The organism is Psychrobacter sp., from assembly GCF_049295055.1.
Taxonomy (GTDB): Bacteria; Pseudomonadota; Gammaproteobacteria; order Pseudomonadales; family Moraxellaceae; genus Psychrobacter.
In genome coordinates, this window is sequence record NZ_JBAQQF010000049.1 from 140881 (window position 1) to 158299 (window position 17419).

The 17419-nt window shown below is 42.6% G+C and carries 12 protein-coding genes; 11 read left to right on the forward strand and 1 reads right to left on the reverse strand.

Going from position 1 to position 17419, the window contains the following annotated elements:
- Positions 1-600: 600 nt before the first annotated feature.
- From WAZ74_RS07305 to WAZ74_RS07345, 9 genes are all read left to right on the forward strand, one after another.
- The gene (locus WAZ74_RS07305; RefSeq protein ID WP_422307338.1) at positions 601-3489 is read left to right on the forward strand and encodes a 2-oxoglutarate dehydrogenase E1 component; all 2889 of its coding nucleotides are present in this window, start codon (positions 601-603) and stop codon (positions 3487-3489) included.
- Between the two features lie 160 nt (positions 3490-3649).
- Positions 3650-4885 (forward strand): 2-oxoglutarate dehydrogenase complex dihydrolipoyllysine-residue succinyltransferase, encoded by a 1236-nt coding sequence (odhB, locus tag WAZ74_RS07310; RefSeq protein WP_422307340.1) that lies wholly within the window; start codon positions 3650-3652, stop codon positions 4883-4885.
- Between the two features lie 272 nt (positions 4886-5157).
- Positions 5158-6606, forward strand: coding sequence for a dihydrolipoyl dehydrogenase (gene lpdA / locus WAZ74_RS07315; RefSeq protein WP_422307342.1), 1449 nt, complete (start codon positions 5158-5160; stop codon positions 6604-6606).
- A 190-nt stretch (positions 6607-6796) separates the two neighbouring features.
- Positions 6797-7963 (forward strand): ADP-forming succinate--CoA ligase subunit beta, encoded by a 1167-nt coding sequence (gene sucC, locus WAZ74_RS07320; RefSeq protein WP_422307344.1) that lies wholly within the window; start codon positions 6797-6799, stop codon positions 7961-7963.
- Positions 7964-8092: 129 nt separating this feature from the next.
- The gene (sucD, locus tag WAZ74_RS07325; RefSeq protein ID WP_422307346.1) at positions 8093-8968 is read left to right on the forward strand and encodes a succinate--CoA ligase subunit alpha; all 876 of its coding nucleotides are present in this window, start codon (positions 8093-8095) and stop codon (positions 8966-8968) included.
- A 108-nt stretch (positions 8969-9076) separates the two neighbouring features.
- Positions 9077-10108 (forward strand): UDP-glucose 4-epimerase GalE, encoded by a 1032-nt coding sequence (galE, locus tag WAZ74_RS07330; protein WP_422307348.1) that lies wholly within the window; start codon positions 9077-9079, stop codon positions 10106-10108.
- A 78-nt stretch (positions 10109-10186) separates the two neighbouring features.
- Positions 10187-11071 carry a UTP--glucose-1-phosphate uridylyltransferase gene (locus WAZ74_RS07335; RefSeq protein ID WP_422307350.1) on the forward strand — a complete coding sequence of 295 codons (885 nt, stop codon included), beginning with the start codon at positions 10187-10189 and terminating at the stop codon, positions 11069-11071.
- Positions 11072-11074: 3 nt separating this feature from the next.
- Complete coding sequence (pgi, locus tag WAZ74_RS07340) at positions 11075-12757, forward strand: glucose-6-phosphate isomerase (RefSeq protein ID WP_422307352.1); 1683 nt, start codon at positions 11075-11077, stop codon at positions 12755-12757.
- A gap of 79 nt (positions 12758-12836) precedes the next feature.
- A complete protein-coding gene (locus WAZ74_RS07345) occupies positions 12837-14204 on the forward strand; it encodes a UDP-glucose/GDP-mannose dehydrogenase family protein (protein WP_422307412.1) in 1368 nt (455 codons plus the stop codon).
- A gap of 165 nt (positions 14205-14369) precedes the next feature.
- Here the strand turns inward: WAZ74_RS07345 and WAZ74_RS07350 are convergent, their stop codons facing one another.
- Positions 14370-15866, reverse strand: coding sequence for a phosphomannomutase CpsG (locus WAZ74_RS07350; RefSeq protein WP_422307354.1), 1497 nt, complete (start codon positions 15864-15866; stop codon positions 14370-14372).
- A 164-nt stretch (positions 15867-16030) separates the two neighbouring features.
- Here WAZ74_RS07350 and mazG point away from each other — a divergent pair, with 164 nt between their 5' ends.
- Complete coding sequence (gene mazG / locus WAZ74_RS07355; protein ID WP_422307356.1) at positions 16031-16909, forward strand: nucleoside triphosphate pyrophosphohydrolase; 879 nt, start codon at positions 16031-16033, stop codon at positions 16907-16909.
- The gene (locus WAZ74_RS07360) at positions 16896-17273 is read left to right on the forward strand and encodes a ComEA family DNA-binding protein (RefSeq protein ID WP_422307358.1); all 378 of its coding nucleotides are present in this window, start codon (positions 16896-16898) and stop codon (positions 17271-17273) included. The genes mazG and WAZ74_RS07360 overlap by 14 nt, the downstream gene beginning before the upstream one ends.
- Positions 17274-17419 lie beyond the last annotated feature (146 nt).

Genomic DNA, 17419 nt, shown 5'->3' on the forward strand with positions numbered 1-17419 from the left:
TAATACCAAAGCTATGATTACAGCTTAGTAATAAGGTATGAACGCGTGTAATGTCAATCGGGTATAAGTTGCTCAAAATGATAATCGATATTCATTACCTAAATACCTAGTATTGAACAAACAAACTATGGGCTATAAAATAGTCATGTTACGCTATACGGCAATATGTATTTGGCACAATATTGGCTAAAAAGTTACAACAGGAAGTTGTTTCAGCAAAAATAGCCAATAATTAGGCCATCTGAAAGAAAAAACACTCGTTTAAAACCTTATAAGTAACAATTTGGTTATAGCAAATAGGATTATATATAAATTAATGTTGTGAAACGAGCCATATAAGAAAACTGGACGTTCACAAATAAATATAATTATAGTCTAGTTGTTGTAACCACGCCTTTTATCGTTAGATAGCACCTAATCTTAATAATATCCTAACTTCAATAAGCCGTTACTTAATTAGGCTGTTTTTAAATAACTGCGACTAAATATTTAGTAATAAGTAGCTGGTCATAAATAGTTAGTCCTAAATAGCTTGCACACAACAGATTACACAATAATAAGCACGATTCCATTCATTTATCTATCAAATAGACGATTATTATGAATAGTATAACCAAAGAAGAAATAAGCGCAGACCAAACTGAACTGGCCGCTGATAATGTCAATTATATTGAAGTACTCTATGAGCAATATCTAGACGATCCTAATAGCGTTGATACGGATTGGCAGACGTATTTTAAACAATACAAGTCGCCAAACGATGCGCAGCACAATGCGATTAAAGACCAGTTCTTGTTGCTAGCACGCAATCAAACGGCTAACAAGATCGATGCTACAGCAAGTAACTCTGCTACCGGTCAATCAGGCAGCAATGTTGGCAGCCCTAAGAAAATGGGTGTACAGCAGCTGATTTCTGCCTATCGTCGCCGCGGCCATCGCCATGCTAAGCTTGATCCATTAGATCTAAATCCACGCGCGGAAATAGAGGATTTAACGCTTGCGTATCATAATCTCTCTGAAGCCGATCTCGATACCGTATTTCCTACCAATGATTTAAATATCGGTAAGAACGAAGCGCCGCTACGTGAGATTATTGAAATCATGGAGCGCGTCTACTGCCGTTACATTGGCATAGAGTATATGCACGTTACCACCAGCACAGAAAAGCGCTGGATGGAAAAATATCTCGAGAGCAATCGAGGCTATATTAAATTTGATACAGAAAAACGTTTATCTATTCTTGAGCGACTAACTGCTGCCGAAGGTTTAGAGAAGTATCTTGCTCGTAAATACACGGGCGTTAAACGCTTTGGTCTAGAGGGCGGCGAAAGCTTTATCCCTGCTATCAATGAAATCATCCAACGTGCTGGCAGTTATGGTACCAAAGAGATGGTCATCGGTATGGCTCACCGTGGACGCTTAAACCTACTGGTAAATATTCTAGGTAAAAATCCAGCGGATTTGTTTGACGAATTTGATGGCAAAGTTCAGCCAGAAAAAGGCTCAGGCGACGTTAAATATCATAATGGTTTTTCGTCAAACGTGATGACTCCCGGTGGCGAGACACATTTAGCATTAGCGTTTAACCCATCGCATCTTGAAATCGTTGCTCCGGTATTACAAGGCTCTGTACGCGCCCGTCAAGTACGTCGTAACGATCAGCCACTTCATGATAATAAGACAGGTAATTCAGTATTGCCGATCGTTATTCATGGGGATGCCGCATTTGCCGGTCAAGGGGTAGTGCAAGAAACTTTCCAGATGTCACAAACCCGTGCTTATACCACAGGCGGCACAGTTCATATTGTTATTAATAACCAAGTGGGCTTTACTACCAGTCGTCAAGAAGATGCACGCTCAACCGAATATTGTACTGATGTGGCAAAAATGGTTCATGCGCCAATCTTACACGTAAATGGTGATGATCCTGAGTCTGTCGTATTTGCGGCTCAATTGGCATTAGATTATCGCCATGAGTTTGATAAAGATATCATCATTGATTTATTTTGCTATCGTCGCAATGGTCACAACGAAGCGGATGAGCCTTCAGCCACTCAGCCACTGATGTATGCAGTGATTAAGAAACTACCAACCACTCGTACTATCTATGCGCAAAAGCTAATCGAAGAAGGTTTGCTGAGTAAAGAAGACGAGACGCGCTTAGAAGATGAATATCGTGAATCGTTAGATCGCGGTGAATACGTTGCTAACTCATTAGTGAGCGAGCCTAACGAAGAGCTATTTGTCGATTGGAAACCTTATCTCGGTCATGAGTTGGTCGATGAGTGGGATACCAGCGTTGATATTGAAGTGCTAAAAGGTTATGGACGCCGTATGGCGGAGATGCCAGAAGGCTATAAGCTACAACGCCAAGTACAAAAAGTCGTCGAACAACGCTTAGCCATGCAAACAGGCGAAGAGCCGCTAAACTGGGGTGCTGCCGAGACATTAGCTTATGCGTCACTGGTCGATAATGATAAAGTATTGGTACGTATTACTGGTGAAGATGTAGGCCGTGGTACCTTCTCACATCGTCATAGTGAGCTATATAACATTGAAGATGGCAGCATGTATGTGCCACTTGCTCACATGAGTGAAACACAAGCCCGTTTTGCGACTTATAACTCATTATTATCAGAAGAAGCGGTATTGGCTTTCGAGTATGGTTATGCGACCACAGTGCCAAATGCACTGGTCGTATGGGAAGCGCAGTTCGGTGACTTCGTCAACGGCGCACAAGTAGTGATTGACCAGTTTATCGCCAGTGGTGAAACCAAATGGCAGCGCGTTTGTGGTCTAACTATGTTGTTGCCGCACGGCTTTGAAGGTCAAGGTCCTGAGCATTCATCTGCTCGTCTTGAGCGCTTCTTGCAGTTATGTGCTGAAGACAACATGCAAGTCATTACACCAACGACGCCTGCGCAGATTTATCATGCGTTACGTCGTCAAGCGGTGCGTCCAATTCGCAAGCCGCTAATCGTGATGTCACCGAAAAGCTTGCTGCGTCATAAGCTTGCTACTTCTCAATTAGGAGAATTAGCAAATGGTATGTTTGAAACGGTATTGCCAGAGATGGATGAGCAAAATGCGGACAACGTGACTCGTATGGTGCTATGTGGTGGTAAAGTTTATTATGACTTACTAGAACAGCGCCGTGCATTAGGTTTAGACCATGTTGCAATCGTGCGTATTGAACAGCTTTATCCTTTACCAGAAAAGCGTTTAGTTGCTGAAATTGAAAAATATAGCAATTTAGAAGAAATTGTTTGGACGCAAGAAGAGCCATTGAACCAAGGTGCTTGGTATTATTTGGCGCCACACATGTACCGCATTGTTGTACCGCATCCAACCAAAGCGAAAGTGATGGAGCCGGTTGCACGTCCTGCTAGTGCGGCACCGGCAACAGGTTCTGCAAAGTTACACGTTCAGCAGCAACAAAATTTAATCGCTGGTGGTCTTGGTATCAGCGTAGATGAGCTGTCTAAATAGCAGATTGTCTAAATAAATAATAGATTATATGTAATAAATGCATCAGGCGATGACAGTCAGTACTTGGTAAGAAAATTTAAATATCATGTTCTAAAACGGTACTGACTGCCTATCACGACTTAATAATAAATATCAATATTCAAATCTAAGGAGTATATCGATGGCTGATATCAAAGCCCCCGTTTTTCCAGAATCAGTTGCCGATGGCACAATCGTTGAATGGCATGTCACTGAAGGTCAACAAGTTAACCGTGATGACCTATTAGCTGAAATCGAGACTGATAAAGTTGTATTAGAAGTTGTCGCGCCAGACAATGGTGTTGTTACTAGAATTGTTAAACAAGTAGACGACACGGTTTTGTCTGACGAACTTATCGCTGAATTTGAAGCGGGCGCCAGTGCGGATGCTGCGCCAGCAGTAGATCCAAACCAACCTGCCGCACCTGTTCAAGAAAGACAAGCAACGGATGGTGGCGAGCCAGTACAAGTGACTGATAAAAAAGGTGAAGCCGACCATAAAGATCAAAGCCCTGCAGTACGTAAAGCGGCAAAAGAGTCTGGCGTAGATCCTAAAGATGTCGAAGGTAGTGGTCGTGGCGGTCGTGTTACTAAAACCGATATGTCAAACCCAACGTTAAAAGCAGACAGCTCTATCAAATCTGATAGCGGTCGTCCAGTCGCTGAGTCAACTGGCGAGCGTACTGAAAAACGTGTGCCAATGACACGTCTACGTAAGACAGTTGCCAATCGTCTGCTAGCAGCTTCGCAAGAAACCGCAATGCTAACGACGTTTAACGAAGTCAACATGAAGCCGTTGATGGACATGCGTGCTAAGTATAAAGATCAGTTTGAAAAGCGTCATGGTACACGTTTAGGCTTTATGTCGTTATTCGTGAAAGCGGCGACCGAAGCACTAAAACGTTTCCCAGCTGTGAACGCCTCGTTGGACGGTGATGACATCGTTTATCATGGTTACTATGACATCGGTGTTGCCGTATCTTCTAGCCGTGGCCTTGTAGTACCAGTACTGCGTGATACCGATAGCATGAGCATGGCTGATGTTGAAGCCAAGATTCGTGAGTTTGGTGGTAAAGCACAAGAAGGTAAGCTTGGTCTAGATGACATGATGGGCGGTACGTTCACCATTTCAAACGGCGGCGTATTTGGTTCATTGATGTCAACACCTATCTTGAATCCACCACAAACCGCTATTTTGGGTATGCATGCCATCAATGATCGCCCAATGGCGGTTAATGGTGAAGTTAAAATCTTGCCAATGATGTATCTTGCATTGTCTTATGACCATCGTATGATTGATGGTAAAGAAGCGGTACAATTCTTAGTAACGATTAAAGAATTGGTTGAAGACCCTACTATGCTACTTTTAGATCTTTAAGTTTTTGAGCTTGTATCAGTGGTGACTGGTACAAGCTTTTTAGCTTTGTATAGATTATCTTCTAATGCCTTTTAGCTTTTTCAGTTCTATCTTATGAGCAATGAGCTAAGAATACCCAGCAGCCATCTTTATCGTCTTTTTTAAACGCATCTATTATCTAATATTTAGATATCGTATTGGTTATCGAACAGATAAGTCGATGGTTTACTAACGAGATAAAATTGGTTTATATGATATCTAAAATTAAACTAAAATTAAAATAGGAACCTATTATGAAAGACAATTATGATTTAGTCGTTATTGGTGGTGGTCCTGGTGGTTATGTCGCCGCTATCCGTGCCGCCCAACTTGGTATGAGCGTTGCTTGTATCGAAAAACGTATCTATAAGGGTGCACCTGCACTTGGCGGTACTTGTTTAAACGTCGGTTGCATTCCATCAAAAGCGCTGCTTGACAGTTCACATCGTTATGAAGCGACTAAGCATGACCTTGATGAGCATGGCATCAGTACTGGTGATGTGACTATCAATATCGAAACGATGATTGGCCGTAAAGAAGCTATCGTTAAGCAATTAACCGGTGGTATTGAAGGTTTGTTTAAAGGTAACGGTATTGACTGGCTGCAAGGCTGGGGTACATTAGTTGACGGTAAAGGTAGTGATAAAAAAGTTAAATTCACCGCTGAAGATGCTGCTGAGTCTACTATTACTGCTAAGAATGTCATCCTTGCCTCAGGTTCTATCCCTATCGATATTCCAGTAGCTAAAACTGATCATGACCGTATCGTTGACTCAACGGGTGCATTGGATTTCACTGAAGTACCTAAGCGTCTCGGTGTGATTGGTGCCGGTGTTATCGGTCTTGAGCTTGGTTCAGTATGGCGCCGTTTGGGTGCTGAAGTCGTAGTATATGAAGCGCTTCCAAGTTTCTTAGCTGCTGCTGATAAAGATATGGCTAAAGAAGCGGCCAAAATGTTCAAAAAGCAAGGCCTTGATATTCGCGTTGATACTAAAGTTATCAAAGCTGAAATAGATGGTGAAGAAGTTGTGGTCACTAGTGAAAACAAAGGTGAATCATCAGAGCAGCGCTTTGATAAATTGATCGTTTGCGTCGGTCGTCGCGCTTATTCTGAAAAACTGCTTGGTGATGACAGTGGTATTAATCTAACCGAACGTGGTTTGATTGACGTTGATGATCAGTGCAAAACCAATCTTGATGGCGTTTATGCTATCGGTGACTTGGTACGTGGTCCTATGCTGGCGCACAAGGCCTCAGAAGAAGGCATCATGGCCGTTGAACGCATTCATGGCGAAAAAGCCCAAGTTAATTATGACACTATCATCAACGTCATCTATACGCATCCAGAAATCGCATGGGTAGGGATGACTGAGCAAGAAGCGACTGAAGCAGGTTTTGAAGTTAAAACCGGTTCATTCAGCTTAGCGGCTAATGGTCGTGCGTTGGCTCAAAGTGAAGGCGAAGGCTCTATCAAAGTGGTTGCTGATGCCAAAACAGACCGTTTGTTAGGTATGCATGCGATTGCTGCTGGTGCAGGCGATATCGTCCATCAAGGTATGATTGCGATGGAATTTGTCTCTAGCATTGAAGATTTGCAATTGATGACCTTTGCACATCCAACGATATCTGAAGCAGTTCATGAAGCCGCTTTATCAGCAGATGGTCGCGCTATTCACGCCATTCAGCGTAAAAAGCGTAAATAATTTTAGAAAGCTGAAAATATTCTGAATCAAGATATTTTAAGTGTTTTAAATAGCTAGTAAATGACAACAAGTTCCTCGCATCGTTTGTATCAATATTTCTAACGGTGCTTGGATATCAAATGCAGCAAAATATTTTTCTGTCTGCTTGTTTGCATTTTTATTAATTTTAAAAAAATAAAGGATTCAATCAATGAATTTACATGAGTATCAAGCAAAAGAGCTGTTAAAAAGCTACGGTTTGCCGATTCAAGAAGGCATCATTGCTTATAACGGCGACGAAGCAGCGGCAGCTTTTGACAAAACTCCAACTGATATCGCTGTTATCAAAGCACAAGTACATGCTGGTGGCCGTGGTAAAGCTGGTGGTGTTAAATTGGTTAAGACTCGCGAAGAAGCCAAGCAAGTGACTGATGAGCTTATTGGTACTAACTTAGTGACTTTCCAGACTGACGCTGATGGCCAACCAGTTAACTTCGTATTGGTTGCAGAAGATATGTACCCAGTACAAACTGAGCTATATCTTGGTGCGGTTGTTGATCGCTCTACGCGTCGCGTAACGTTCATGGCATCAACCGAAGGCGGCGTTGATATTGAAGAAGTGGCTAATGAGACGCCAGAGAAAATCTTCAAAGTAAACGTTGATCCATTAGTCGGTTTAATGCCTTACCAAGCACGCGAAGTGGCATTTAAATTGGGTCTTGAAGGCAAGCAAATCAATCAGTTTGTTAAATTAATGACTGGTGCTTATCAAGCCTTTATTGAGAATGACTTTGCCTTGTTAGAAATTAACCCACTAGCAGTCCGTGAAAACGGCGAGATTGTTTGTGTTGATGGCAAAATTGGTATCGACTCAAATGCTCTATATCGTCTGCCTAAAATCGCAGCGCTACAAGACAAATCACAAGAAAATGAGCGTGAGCTTAAAGCGGCTGAGTTTGATCTAAACTATGTTGCGCTAGAAGGTAACATCGGTTGTATGGTTAACGGCGCCGGTCTTGCAATGGCAACGATGGACATCATCAAATTGTATGGCGGCAAGCCTGCTAACTTCTTGGACGTTGGCGGCGGTGCAACTAAAGATCGCGTTGTTGAAGCATTCAAGATTATCCTTGAAGACAGCAGCGTTGAAGGTGTGTTAATCAACATCTTCGGTGGTATCGTACGTTGTGACATGATTGCAGAAGCGATTATCGCTGCGATCAAAGAAGTCGACGTAAAAGTACCTGTTGTTGTACGTCTAGAAGGTAACAACGCTGAGTTAGGTATTCAGATTCTACAAGATTCTGGCCTAAATCTTATTTCAGCTCAAGGCCTATCAGACGCGGCTCAAAAAATTGTCGATGCGGTTAAAGCTTAATACTTTAAAAGCTTAGTATTTTAATAATATAGGCTAAGCATCGCAGTCAACGCGTAATAGTATGAGCTTGATTATTCCCATTGAATAATCGAGCCGCTATTACAAGACAACCGAATAAAGGATAAAATAATGAGTGTATTAATTGATAAAGATACCAAAGTATTGGTACAAGGTTTCACGGGTAAAAATGGTACGTTCCACTCTGAACAAGCTATCGAATACGGTACTAAAGTAGTTGGTGGTGTCACCCCTGGTAAAGGCGGTCAAACGCATCTAGGTCTGCCAGTATTTAACACTATGGCTGAAGCAATGGAAGCGACTCAAGCTGACGCCTCTGTTATCTATGTACCAGCGCCATTTGTACTAGATTCTATCGTTGAAGCAGTAGATGCAGGCGTCAAGCTGATTATTGTGATCACTGAAGGCGTACCTACTTTAGATATGCTAAAAGCGAAACGCTATATCGAAGAAGCAGACGGCGTGCGTATGGTTGGTCCTAACTGCCCAGGCGTTATCACTCCAGGCCAGTGCAAAATCGGTATCATGCCAGGTCATATCCATATGCCAGGTAAAGTGGGTATCATCTCACGCTCTGGTACGTTGACTTATGAAGCAGTTGCTCAGACGACTAAGCTTGGCTTTGGTCAATCAACCTGTATCGGTATCGGTGGTGATCCTATCCCTGGTATGAACCAGATTGATGCGCTGAAACTGTTCCAAGAAGATCCACAAACGGAAGCAATTATCCTAATCGGTGAGATTGGTGGTACTGCTGAAGAAGAAGCTGCCGCTTATATCAAAGACCATGTCACTAAGCCAGTAGTTGGCTATATCGCTGGTGTTACTGCTCCTGAAGGTAAGCGTATGGGTCATGCCGGCGCGATCATCTCAGGCGGTCAAGGTACTGCTGAAGAGAAATTTAAAGCCTTTGAAGATGCAGGCATCGCTTATACGCGTGACCCATCAAAATTGGGTGATAAGCTTAAAGAAGTGACTGGTTGGTAAGACGACTAGCTATATTTAGTCTAATACCGAAACATCGTTGAAAAAAAATCAAGGCACCCCTACAATGGGGTGTCTTTTTTTGTTTTGAAAATAGCTTTGAGTGATGGTATGAGAAATAAAATATTGGTAACGGGCGGCGCAGGATATATCGGTTCTCATACTTGTATCGCTCTGCATGAAGCGGGCTATGATATTGTGGTCTATGATAACTTATCTAACAGTAGTCATGAGGCTGTGAATCGTGTCTCGAACCTTATTGGACAGCCTATTGAGTTTATCAAAGGCGATATTCGCGATAGTGCATCACTCAGACAAGTATTTGCCGCGCATCAATTTTTTGGCGTGATTCACTTTGCAGGTCTTAAAGCGGTTGGAGAATCTGTTGCTAAGCCATTAATGTATTATAATAATAACGTCAGTGGCACGATTACGTTATTAGAAGTAATGGCTGAGTATAACGTGAAGCGTTTGATTTTTTCTTCATCTGCTACGGTCTATGGTGATCCTGAAACGTTACCGATTGATGAGGGTTTTCCGCGTTCCTGTACCAATCCTTATGGTCAAAGTAAGCTGGTCGTTGAGCACATTTTAGAAGACCTAGCCGTATCTGATAGTGATTGGAACCTAGTCACACTTAGATATTTTAATCCCGTTGGTGCGCATCCATCAGGTCGTATTGGTGAAGACCCTAACGATACTCCTAATAATTTAATGCCTTATATTTCGCAAGTCGCCGTTGGAAAACTTGATAAACTCAGTATTTTTGGTAATGATTATGCTACCGTTGATGGTACGGGTGTACGTGATTTTATTCATGTCACTGATCTGGCTCAAGGCCACGTTGCCGCGCTTAACTATCTAGAGCAACAAAACTCACCTATAGGTTTTTTACCTATCAATCTTGGTACAGGTACTGGCACCTCAGTATTAGCGTTAGTGACGGCTTTCTCCGAAGTGTCAGGGCAAAAAATTCCTTACCAGTTCGCTGATCGTCGTGCTGGTGATATCGCCAGTTGCTATGCGAGTGCTAATAAAGCGAAAACCTTGTTAGGATGGGAAGCGACTCTTTCTATTACTGATATGTGTCAAGATACATGGCGTTGGCAAAGTAGCAATCCAAATGGATATACGGCATCGTAGCGCTATATCAAACTGCAAATATGAAATTGTTATTTACCTTTTAAAATTACTTTATTCTTTTGACGTAGTCTTATAATTATGAAAAAAATTACTCATGCTGTAATCCCTGTGGCAGGTTTCGGCACTCGTATGCTGCCATTGTCTAAATCAGTACCCAAAGAACTATTACCATTAGGCAATCGTCCAGCCATTCATTATGTGGTTGAAGAGGCCATTGCTGCTGGTATCAAGCATATTGTATTGGTCGGTCACGCACAAAAAAGCGCGATTGAAAACTACTTTGATATTAATGCCGAGCTGGATAATCAGTTGCGCCAAAAAGGTAAAGATAAGCTGGCGGATAGTTTGAACTGGCTACCAGATGATGTGACAGTATCGATGATACGTCAGGGTAAGCCATTAGGATTAGGTCATGCTGTGCTTGCTGCGCGCCCAATTATTGGCAATCATGATTTTGCTGTACTGCTACCGGATGTGGTGCTTGATCCATTCAACGGTGATATGTCTACGGATAACTTATCCTTTATGATTGATGCTTTTGCTAAAGACAGTCATTCGCAAATATTGGTCGATAAAGTCGCTGATAAAGATGTGCATAAATACGGTATCGCCCAATTAAATGAAGCGTTTAGCGATGAGAGTGATATTGATGACGAAGCAGATACGAATATCAGCTTTAAAGTGGCAGGTTTTGTAGAAAAGCCAAGTTTAGTAGATTCGCCTTCTAGACTTGCCGTGGTTGGCCGCTATGTATTTAGCCATCACATTTTTGACTATTTAGCTAATACAAAGGTTTCTGTCGGTGGCGAAATTCAATTGACCGATGCCATTGATGCTCTCATTAGTGAATATGGGGTGAATGTCACCACCATGCGCGGTGATAGTTATGATGCCGGTGATATGCGTTCTTATATGCAAGCGTTTATTTATTTCGCTCAGCAACAACTAGCAGACGAAGAGTAATGAATGAACGTTATAAAAGACGATAAAGTGTATGGTAGTGCACGCCGATCTAAATATTGGCAGCCGTTGCAAACGCTAGCCGAACAGCCATGGTCGCTTGCTCAGCTATTTGCAAAAGACGATGAGCGTACGACTCGCTTTAGTATGCAAGCGGGTGCGCTATATATGGATTATAGCAAGCAGTGTATTGATGAGAGGGTATTGGCGAATTTATTGAGCTTAGCAGATAGTTGTGATCTGTCAGCGCGTATTAAAGCTTTGCTACAAGGGGCGATGGTCAATACCAGTGAGGAGCGCGCAGCCTTGCATACAGCGCTACGCTTACCCGCGAGAGCAACGCTACAAGTCGCTAACCAAGAATTTGGCAAGCAAGATGTCGTTGCTGATGTCCATCACAGTTTGGCGCATGTTGCCAGATTATCTGAGCGAGTACGTGACAATACATGGCGTGGCTTCTCAGGTAAAGCCATTACCGATGTGGTGAATATCGGCGTTGGCGGTTCTGATCTTGGGCCACTAATGGCGGCTACCGCGCTTGATGAATGGGCAGATACAGAGATTGAAGTGCATTTTGTATCTAATATGGATGGCACCCAGCTCGACAATTTGCTCAAGCATTTAAACCCTGAAACCACTTTATTTATTATTTCGTCCAAATCTTTTGGTACTGTTGATACGTTATCGAACGCTAAAACTGCCTTATCATGGTTGCTTGCCACCGCGGAATTGCGCGCTGGCACTGAAGACAGTGTATTACGTCGCCACTTTATCGGTATCTCTGCCAACAGCAAAAAGATGAGCGCTTGGGGTATTCATCCCGAGCATCAGCTGCAGCTTTGGGAGTGGGTTGGCGGGCGCTTTTCTTTGTGGTCGGCGATTGGATTGGCTATTGCGATTCGTATTGGTATGGATGGGTTTAAACAATTATTGGCCGGTGCTCATAGTATGGATGAGCATTTTTCCCAAGCGGATTTTGCAGAGAATCTGCCCGTATTATTGGGCTTACTTGCTGTTTGGAACAGCACCTTTTTACAAGTCAATGCTCACACCGTATTACCTTATGATGGGCGTTTAAGCTATTTGCCCAGTTATTTGACCCAGCTTGAGATGGAAAGTAATGGTAAGTCGGTTACTCAGTATGGCGAGCGTATTGATTATGATACCTGTCCGATTTTGTGGGGTGAGATTGGCTCCAATGCTCAACATGCCTTTTATCAGCTACTACATCAAGGCACGCAGCAAGTATCTTGTGATTTTATCGCTTGCGTCCGTCGTTATAGTAATAAGGTAACCAATGCGCCATTACAACAGCAGCATGAATTGTCGTTAGCCAACTGTCTGGCACAGAGCCGCGTACTGGCGTTTGGTAATGCCGCGCTCCAAGCGTCCGAGGTTGAAGTCGCTTCTGCTGCTGACAAATATAAATATTACCGCGGCAATCAGCCGTCAACGACCTTACTTATCGATGAGTTGACCCCGCATAGTTTAGGCGAGCTGATTGCGCTCTATGAGCATAAGGTTTATGTCATGGCCAGTATTTGGGACATCAATCCGTTTGACCAATGGGGCGTTGAGATGGGTAAGCAGATGGCAGAATCTGTTCATGACGCCATGCAGCAAGCAGGTGAGAGTCAATTTGATAGCTCCACTAACCAGCTGTTAAAACATATTCAGCAGCTGTCTTGATAGTTTTGCTGCTAATTTTGCTACTAAGTCGATAGTCATTAAAGGTGAACGCATGAGCGCTGATTTTATAAACGATGATATGCCTAAATATACGCATGAATCTAAACCACACAGCAATGCAAATAATCAAGTTTGTGTGCTTATCGGCCATAGTATTGAAGCGGTTACCAGTGCAGTGGTGCTGGCAAGTCTAGGTCAGCGCGTGCATTTATATGCAAACGAAGAATTATTGACACAGCAGATCCAGCAATATGGCTTTGAGCATCATTTGCAAGCGTTATGGCAACTGTACGTGCAGCAACAAGACATTATCAGTTATAGCTTGCCGGATACTGCTGACGAGCTAATAAAGCGTTATGAAGCGACGAGCCATATTGATACTCGTAATATCGATGAGCAAAAAACAGTGGCGCTCTACTGGCTGTTTTTAAACAGTATTAAGTCAGCGTGGATAGGAGACAGTTGGATTACCGCTTTCAATCATAGTCAGCAGCAGACGAAGCCGTTGATTATGAGTGGTATTGAGCAGCTAGGCGCTATTGCCGCATTTGCACAGCGTTTAAAGCGTGCGTGGGTCTATTATGTACCGTTTGTTTTTTTAAAAGATGGTGACGCTTATAGCTCGATGTTGAACCCATCGTTATGGTTATTGGGTGAAAAAACAGCGGCTAGTAGTCAGCATTTAGGGATGCTGCAACCGTTAATGCAGCAAGCCCGCGCGTCGCATCATGCTGATATTGCGACTATTGAGTTTGCGCGCAGTAGTATCATGGCAATGCTGGCAACGCGAGTTAGCTTTATGAATGAGTTGTCGCGCTTAGCGGATAGTCAACAAGTTGATATCCAGCAAGTGAGTCATATCATGGGACTTGATGAGCGGGTAGGTAGTAGCTACCTGCAAGCTGGCTGGGGCTTTGGTGGTAATACCTTAACTACTGAACTAATCAAGCTGCAGCAGTCGAGTAAAAAACATAGCTTGGATATGTTTTTATTGCAGTCAGTGGTACATATTAATGAAGACCAAAAAGAGCTGATATTTCGTAAGTTTTGGCAATATTTTGATGGCTTTATCGATAATAAAACCGTGATGATTTGGGGTGGTAGTTATAAAGCGGGGTCGGGTCGGACAGCAGGTTCCGCGATTCATCCGCTATTAGCATTATTATGGTCTTATAATATCCGGACACTGGTTTATAGTGATAAAGCGCAGGCTGAACTTGCCACACTTTATGCGCAGCAGCCATTACTGCAATTGCTTAATAGTCCTTATCAGCAGCTCCATGAGGCACAAGCAGTATTCATCATCAGTTGGTCGCCACAAAATCAGTTAGATGTGGCACAGCTTAATCAGCAAGCAATGCCTATATTTGATGCACAAAACGCATTAACACGGACGCAAATAGATAGCCTAGTAAGTGACTATATGGGTATTGGTCGCGCTAAGTGATAGGCGCTATCGACTATCAACTATAAAAATCATTATATCTAGCTAAAAAAACTATATCTGAAACGACAATAAGCGCCGGTTAATCTAAATATTAACCGGCGCTTATTTTTTATAAGTTGATTGTTTTTTTTGCTTAGCAGAGATAACTATCTAAGCAGGTACAGCCTAAGCAGGAACCGCACCTTGTTTAGCCAGCCATTGCTGAATATCTTGTGTTTTGGTCGCTAATAATAACTCATCGCCGCGACTTTCAATATTGAGTCGGATTAATGGCTCAGTATTAGAGGCGCGTAAATTAAAGCGCCATTCACCAAAGTTAAGACTTAAGCCATCAAGGGTTGATTTGCTTGGATGTTGGGTGCTAAATCTCTCTTCAATCGCCCTAATGATAGTCGGTGCATCATGAGTGGTCAGGTGAAAGTTTAGCTCGCCTGAGCTTGGATAAGCTTCGATATAACCGCTGACCAATTCTGATAATGTCTTACCAGTGACAGATAACAGCTCAATGGTTAATAGCCACGGAATCATGCCGCTGTCACAATAGAAAAAGTCACGAAAGTAGTGATGAGCGGACATCTCGCCACCATAAACGGCACCAGACTCACGCATAACTTGTTTAATAAATGAGTGACCGGACTTACTGATAACAGCATTGCCGTTATGCTCATCTATCACGGCTTCAGTGTTATATATGACCCGTGGATCATAAACGATTGACTCGTTTGGGTATTTATTCAAAAACGCTTGCGCCAGCATACCAACAACATAACTGCCATCAATGAATGCGCCTGTTTCATCGAATAAAAAGCAGCGGTCAAAGTCTCCATCAAAGGCAATTCCAAGATCAGCTTTATGTTCTATCACCGCTTGCTGAGTGGCAGCTCTATTAGCCAAAATCATTGGATTAGGAATACCATTTGGAAAGCTGCCATCAGGGGTATGGTGCAGTTTAATTACCTCAATGGGCGCGCCAGATTTTACGAGCCTATCTACTAATAAATCAACCACAGGCCCTGCACTACCATTGCCTGAATTGATAACCAGTTTTAATGGTTTTAATTTATCAATATCGACGAAAGTCATTATATGGTCGATATAGGCACTTTTATCAGTTAATAATTGCAACTTTCCAGAAGACTTATTAGTGGTAAATTGTCCAGATTCGGCCAGCGCTTGAATCTCTGCTAAGCCATCATCGCCACTGATAGGTTTCGAGTGTTCCTTGACCAGTTTTAAGCCGTTACAATTGATAGGGTTATGGCTGGCAGTGACCTCAATACCGCCTAACGCTTGAGAGTGACTGGTGGCAAAATATACTTCCTCCGTGCCAGTCATGCCCAAATCGATAACGTCGACGCCTGCATCTAGCATACCTTTGATTGTGGCTTGTTTTAATTGCTCGCTTGAATCACGGATATCGCTACCAATAACGATAGCAGGCTGTAGTGTTGCCGTGTCGCTAGTATCATTATTGTGAGTCTCTACTGCCGCATGATAGCGTTGAAATAAAATCTGTGCAAAAGCACGCCCAATACGATAAGCAATATCTTCATCGAGATTGACACCAAGCTCGCCGCGGATATCGTAAGCCTTAAATGAATTGATAATAATAGGGTGAAATTCAGTTGCTGGCTGATAGCCAATAGTCGCAGAATTGGACATAATAATACGGCTCCTTGCAGGTGAGCAATGATAAAACAATTAAAATAATTCAGTAGTAACACGATTATAAGTCAATTGTGCATCAATGCTACACTAACGACAAAATCGTTATAAACTTAATATGGTTTTATTTAATAACCAATAAAAGTATAAGAGCATCTTTTATGAGTAACCTAAAAAATAAAGTTAGCGTGCCTACACCTGTACAAGGAACGCCTGCAGCAAGCGGTGAGTTAGACGATTTATTGGCATTAATGGCGCGACTACGTAGCGATTGTCCTTGGGATAAAAAACAAAGCAATCATAGCTTAATTCCTTACGCAATTGAGGAGGCTTATGAGCTGGGAGAAGCAGTACAAAGCGATGATGACGAAGATATCAAAGGTGAGTTAGGTGATGTGCTGCTACAAGTGGTGTTCCATTGTCAGCTGTATGCTGAGCAAGGTCGCTTTGATATCAGTGACGTGATTACTACCTTGCAAGAGAAATTAATTCGCCGTCATCCGCATGTCTTTGAAGCTGAAACCCTCAAAGATAAAGCAGCAGTAAAAGTTCGCTGGGATGAAATTAAGGCGGAAGAGCAGCAAGCTCGCGAAGCGCGTGGTAAACCAAAGCGTCGTTTGGACAATACCAAAGCGGGCAGTGCCCTGATGCAAGCGCAAGATGTGCAAAAGCAGGCGTCAAAACTGGGTTTTGACTGGGAAGGCGTTAGTGGCGCGTTTGAAAAGCTTGATGAAGAAATTGCTGAGCTAAAGGCTGAGATTGTAGATAAGTCAAAAGATGCTGCTACATGTAATATAAGCAAAGCCAATATTGCTGATATTGAAAAAGAACTGGGTGATTGCATGTTTGCGCTGGTTAATGTGGCGCGTAAATTAAACCTTGATGCAGAAACGGCAACGCTGACTTGTGTGCATAAATTTAAATCGCGTTTTGGTTATATTGAAGACCAACTAGTCGCTGCTGGCAAGCGTTTAGAAGATAGTGATATTAATGAGATGGATGCTTTATGGGAAGCGGCGAAACAACATGAACGCGCCTAATAAACAGTCGATTAAGAGTTTGCTAGTAGGCGTTATTTGCTTAGCTTCATCATTTAACATCGCTATTAATACGGCTAATGCAGAGCCGTGTTTTGATAATGCTCAAAGCGCTTATCAATACTTATTAGTGCAAGAGGCCAAGCAGACTCAAGCGCGTACACAGACAAGTATTAATATCAATCGAGCGACAGAAGGCGAGCTGACAACGCTGAATGGCATTGGTAGTAGTAAGGCGCAAGCCATCATCCTATATCGGGAGATATTTGGCACCTTTAAAACAGTTGATGAATTAACTAAGGTGAAGGGAATTGGTGCAAAAACCGTTGAGAAAAATCGCGGACGTTTAACCGTGCAAGATCAATAGCCGTATTTTGCTTTAATTAATGCCAATATTGACAAAATAGCATGTAAGTAAATGTCTAAATACACCCAGTAAGCTTAAAATTTGTTAAACTAGTGGGTACATCCGCCTGATAGACGCTGTGTTCGTCAGGGTTGGTTAAGAATAAA

What these genes read in the sequence shown, in the direction of transcription:
- sucC (WP_422307344.1), top strand. Translation starts at nt 6,797, where the DNA reads ATGAATTTACATGAGTATCAAGCAAAAGAGCTGTTAAAAAGCTACGGT.
- mazG (WP_422307356.1), top strand. Translation starts at nt 16,031, where the DNA reads ATGAGTAACCTAAAAAATAAAGTTAGCGTGCCTACACCTGTACAAGGA.
- odhB (WP_422307340.1), top strand. Translation starts at nt 3,650, where the DNA reads ATGGCTGATATCAAAGCCCCCGTTTTTCCAGAATCAGTTGCCGATGGC.
- WAZ74_RS07335 (WP_422307350.1), top strand. Translation starts at nt 10,187, where the DNA reads ATGAAAAAAATTACTCATGCTGTAATCCCTGTGGCAGGTTTCGGCACT.
- galE (WP_422307348.1), top strand. Translation starts at nt 9,077, where the DNA reads ATGAGAAATAAAATATTGGTAACGGGCGGCGCAGGATATATCGGTTCT.
- WAZ74_RS07345 (WP_422307412.1), top strand. Translation starts at nt 12,837, where the DNA reads ATGCCTAAATATACGCATGAATCTAAACCACACAGCAATGCAAATAAT.
- WAZ74_RS07360 (WP_422307358.1), top strand. Translation starts at nt 16,896, where the DNA reads ATGAACGCGCCTAATAAACAGTCGATTAAGAGTTTGCTAGTAGGCGTT.
- WAZ74_RS07350 (WP_422307354.1), bottom strand. Translation starts at nt 15,866, where the DNA reads ATGTCCAATTCTGCGACTATTGGCTATCAGCCAGCAACTGAATTTCAC.
- pgi (WP_422307352.1), top strand. Translation starts at nt 11,075, where the DNA reads ATGAACGTTATAAAAGACGATAAAGTGTATGGTAGTGCACGCCGATCT.
- sucD (WP_422307346.1), top strand. Translation starts at nt 8,093, where the DNA reads ATGAGTGTATTAATTGATAAAGATACCAAAGTATTGGTACAAGGTTTC.
- lpdA (WP_422307342.1), top strand. Translation starts at nt 5,158, where the DNA reads ATGAAAGACAATTATGATTTAGTCGTTATTGGTGGTGGTCCTGGTGGT.
- WAZ74_RS07305 (WP_422307338.1), top strand. Translation starts at nt 601, where the DNA reads ATGAATAGTATAACCAAAGAAGAAATAAGCGCAGACCAAACTGAACTG.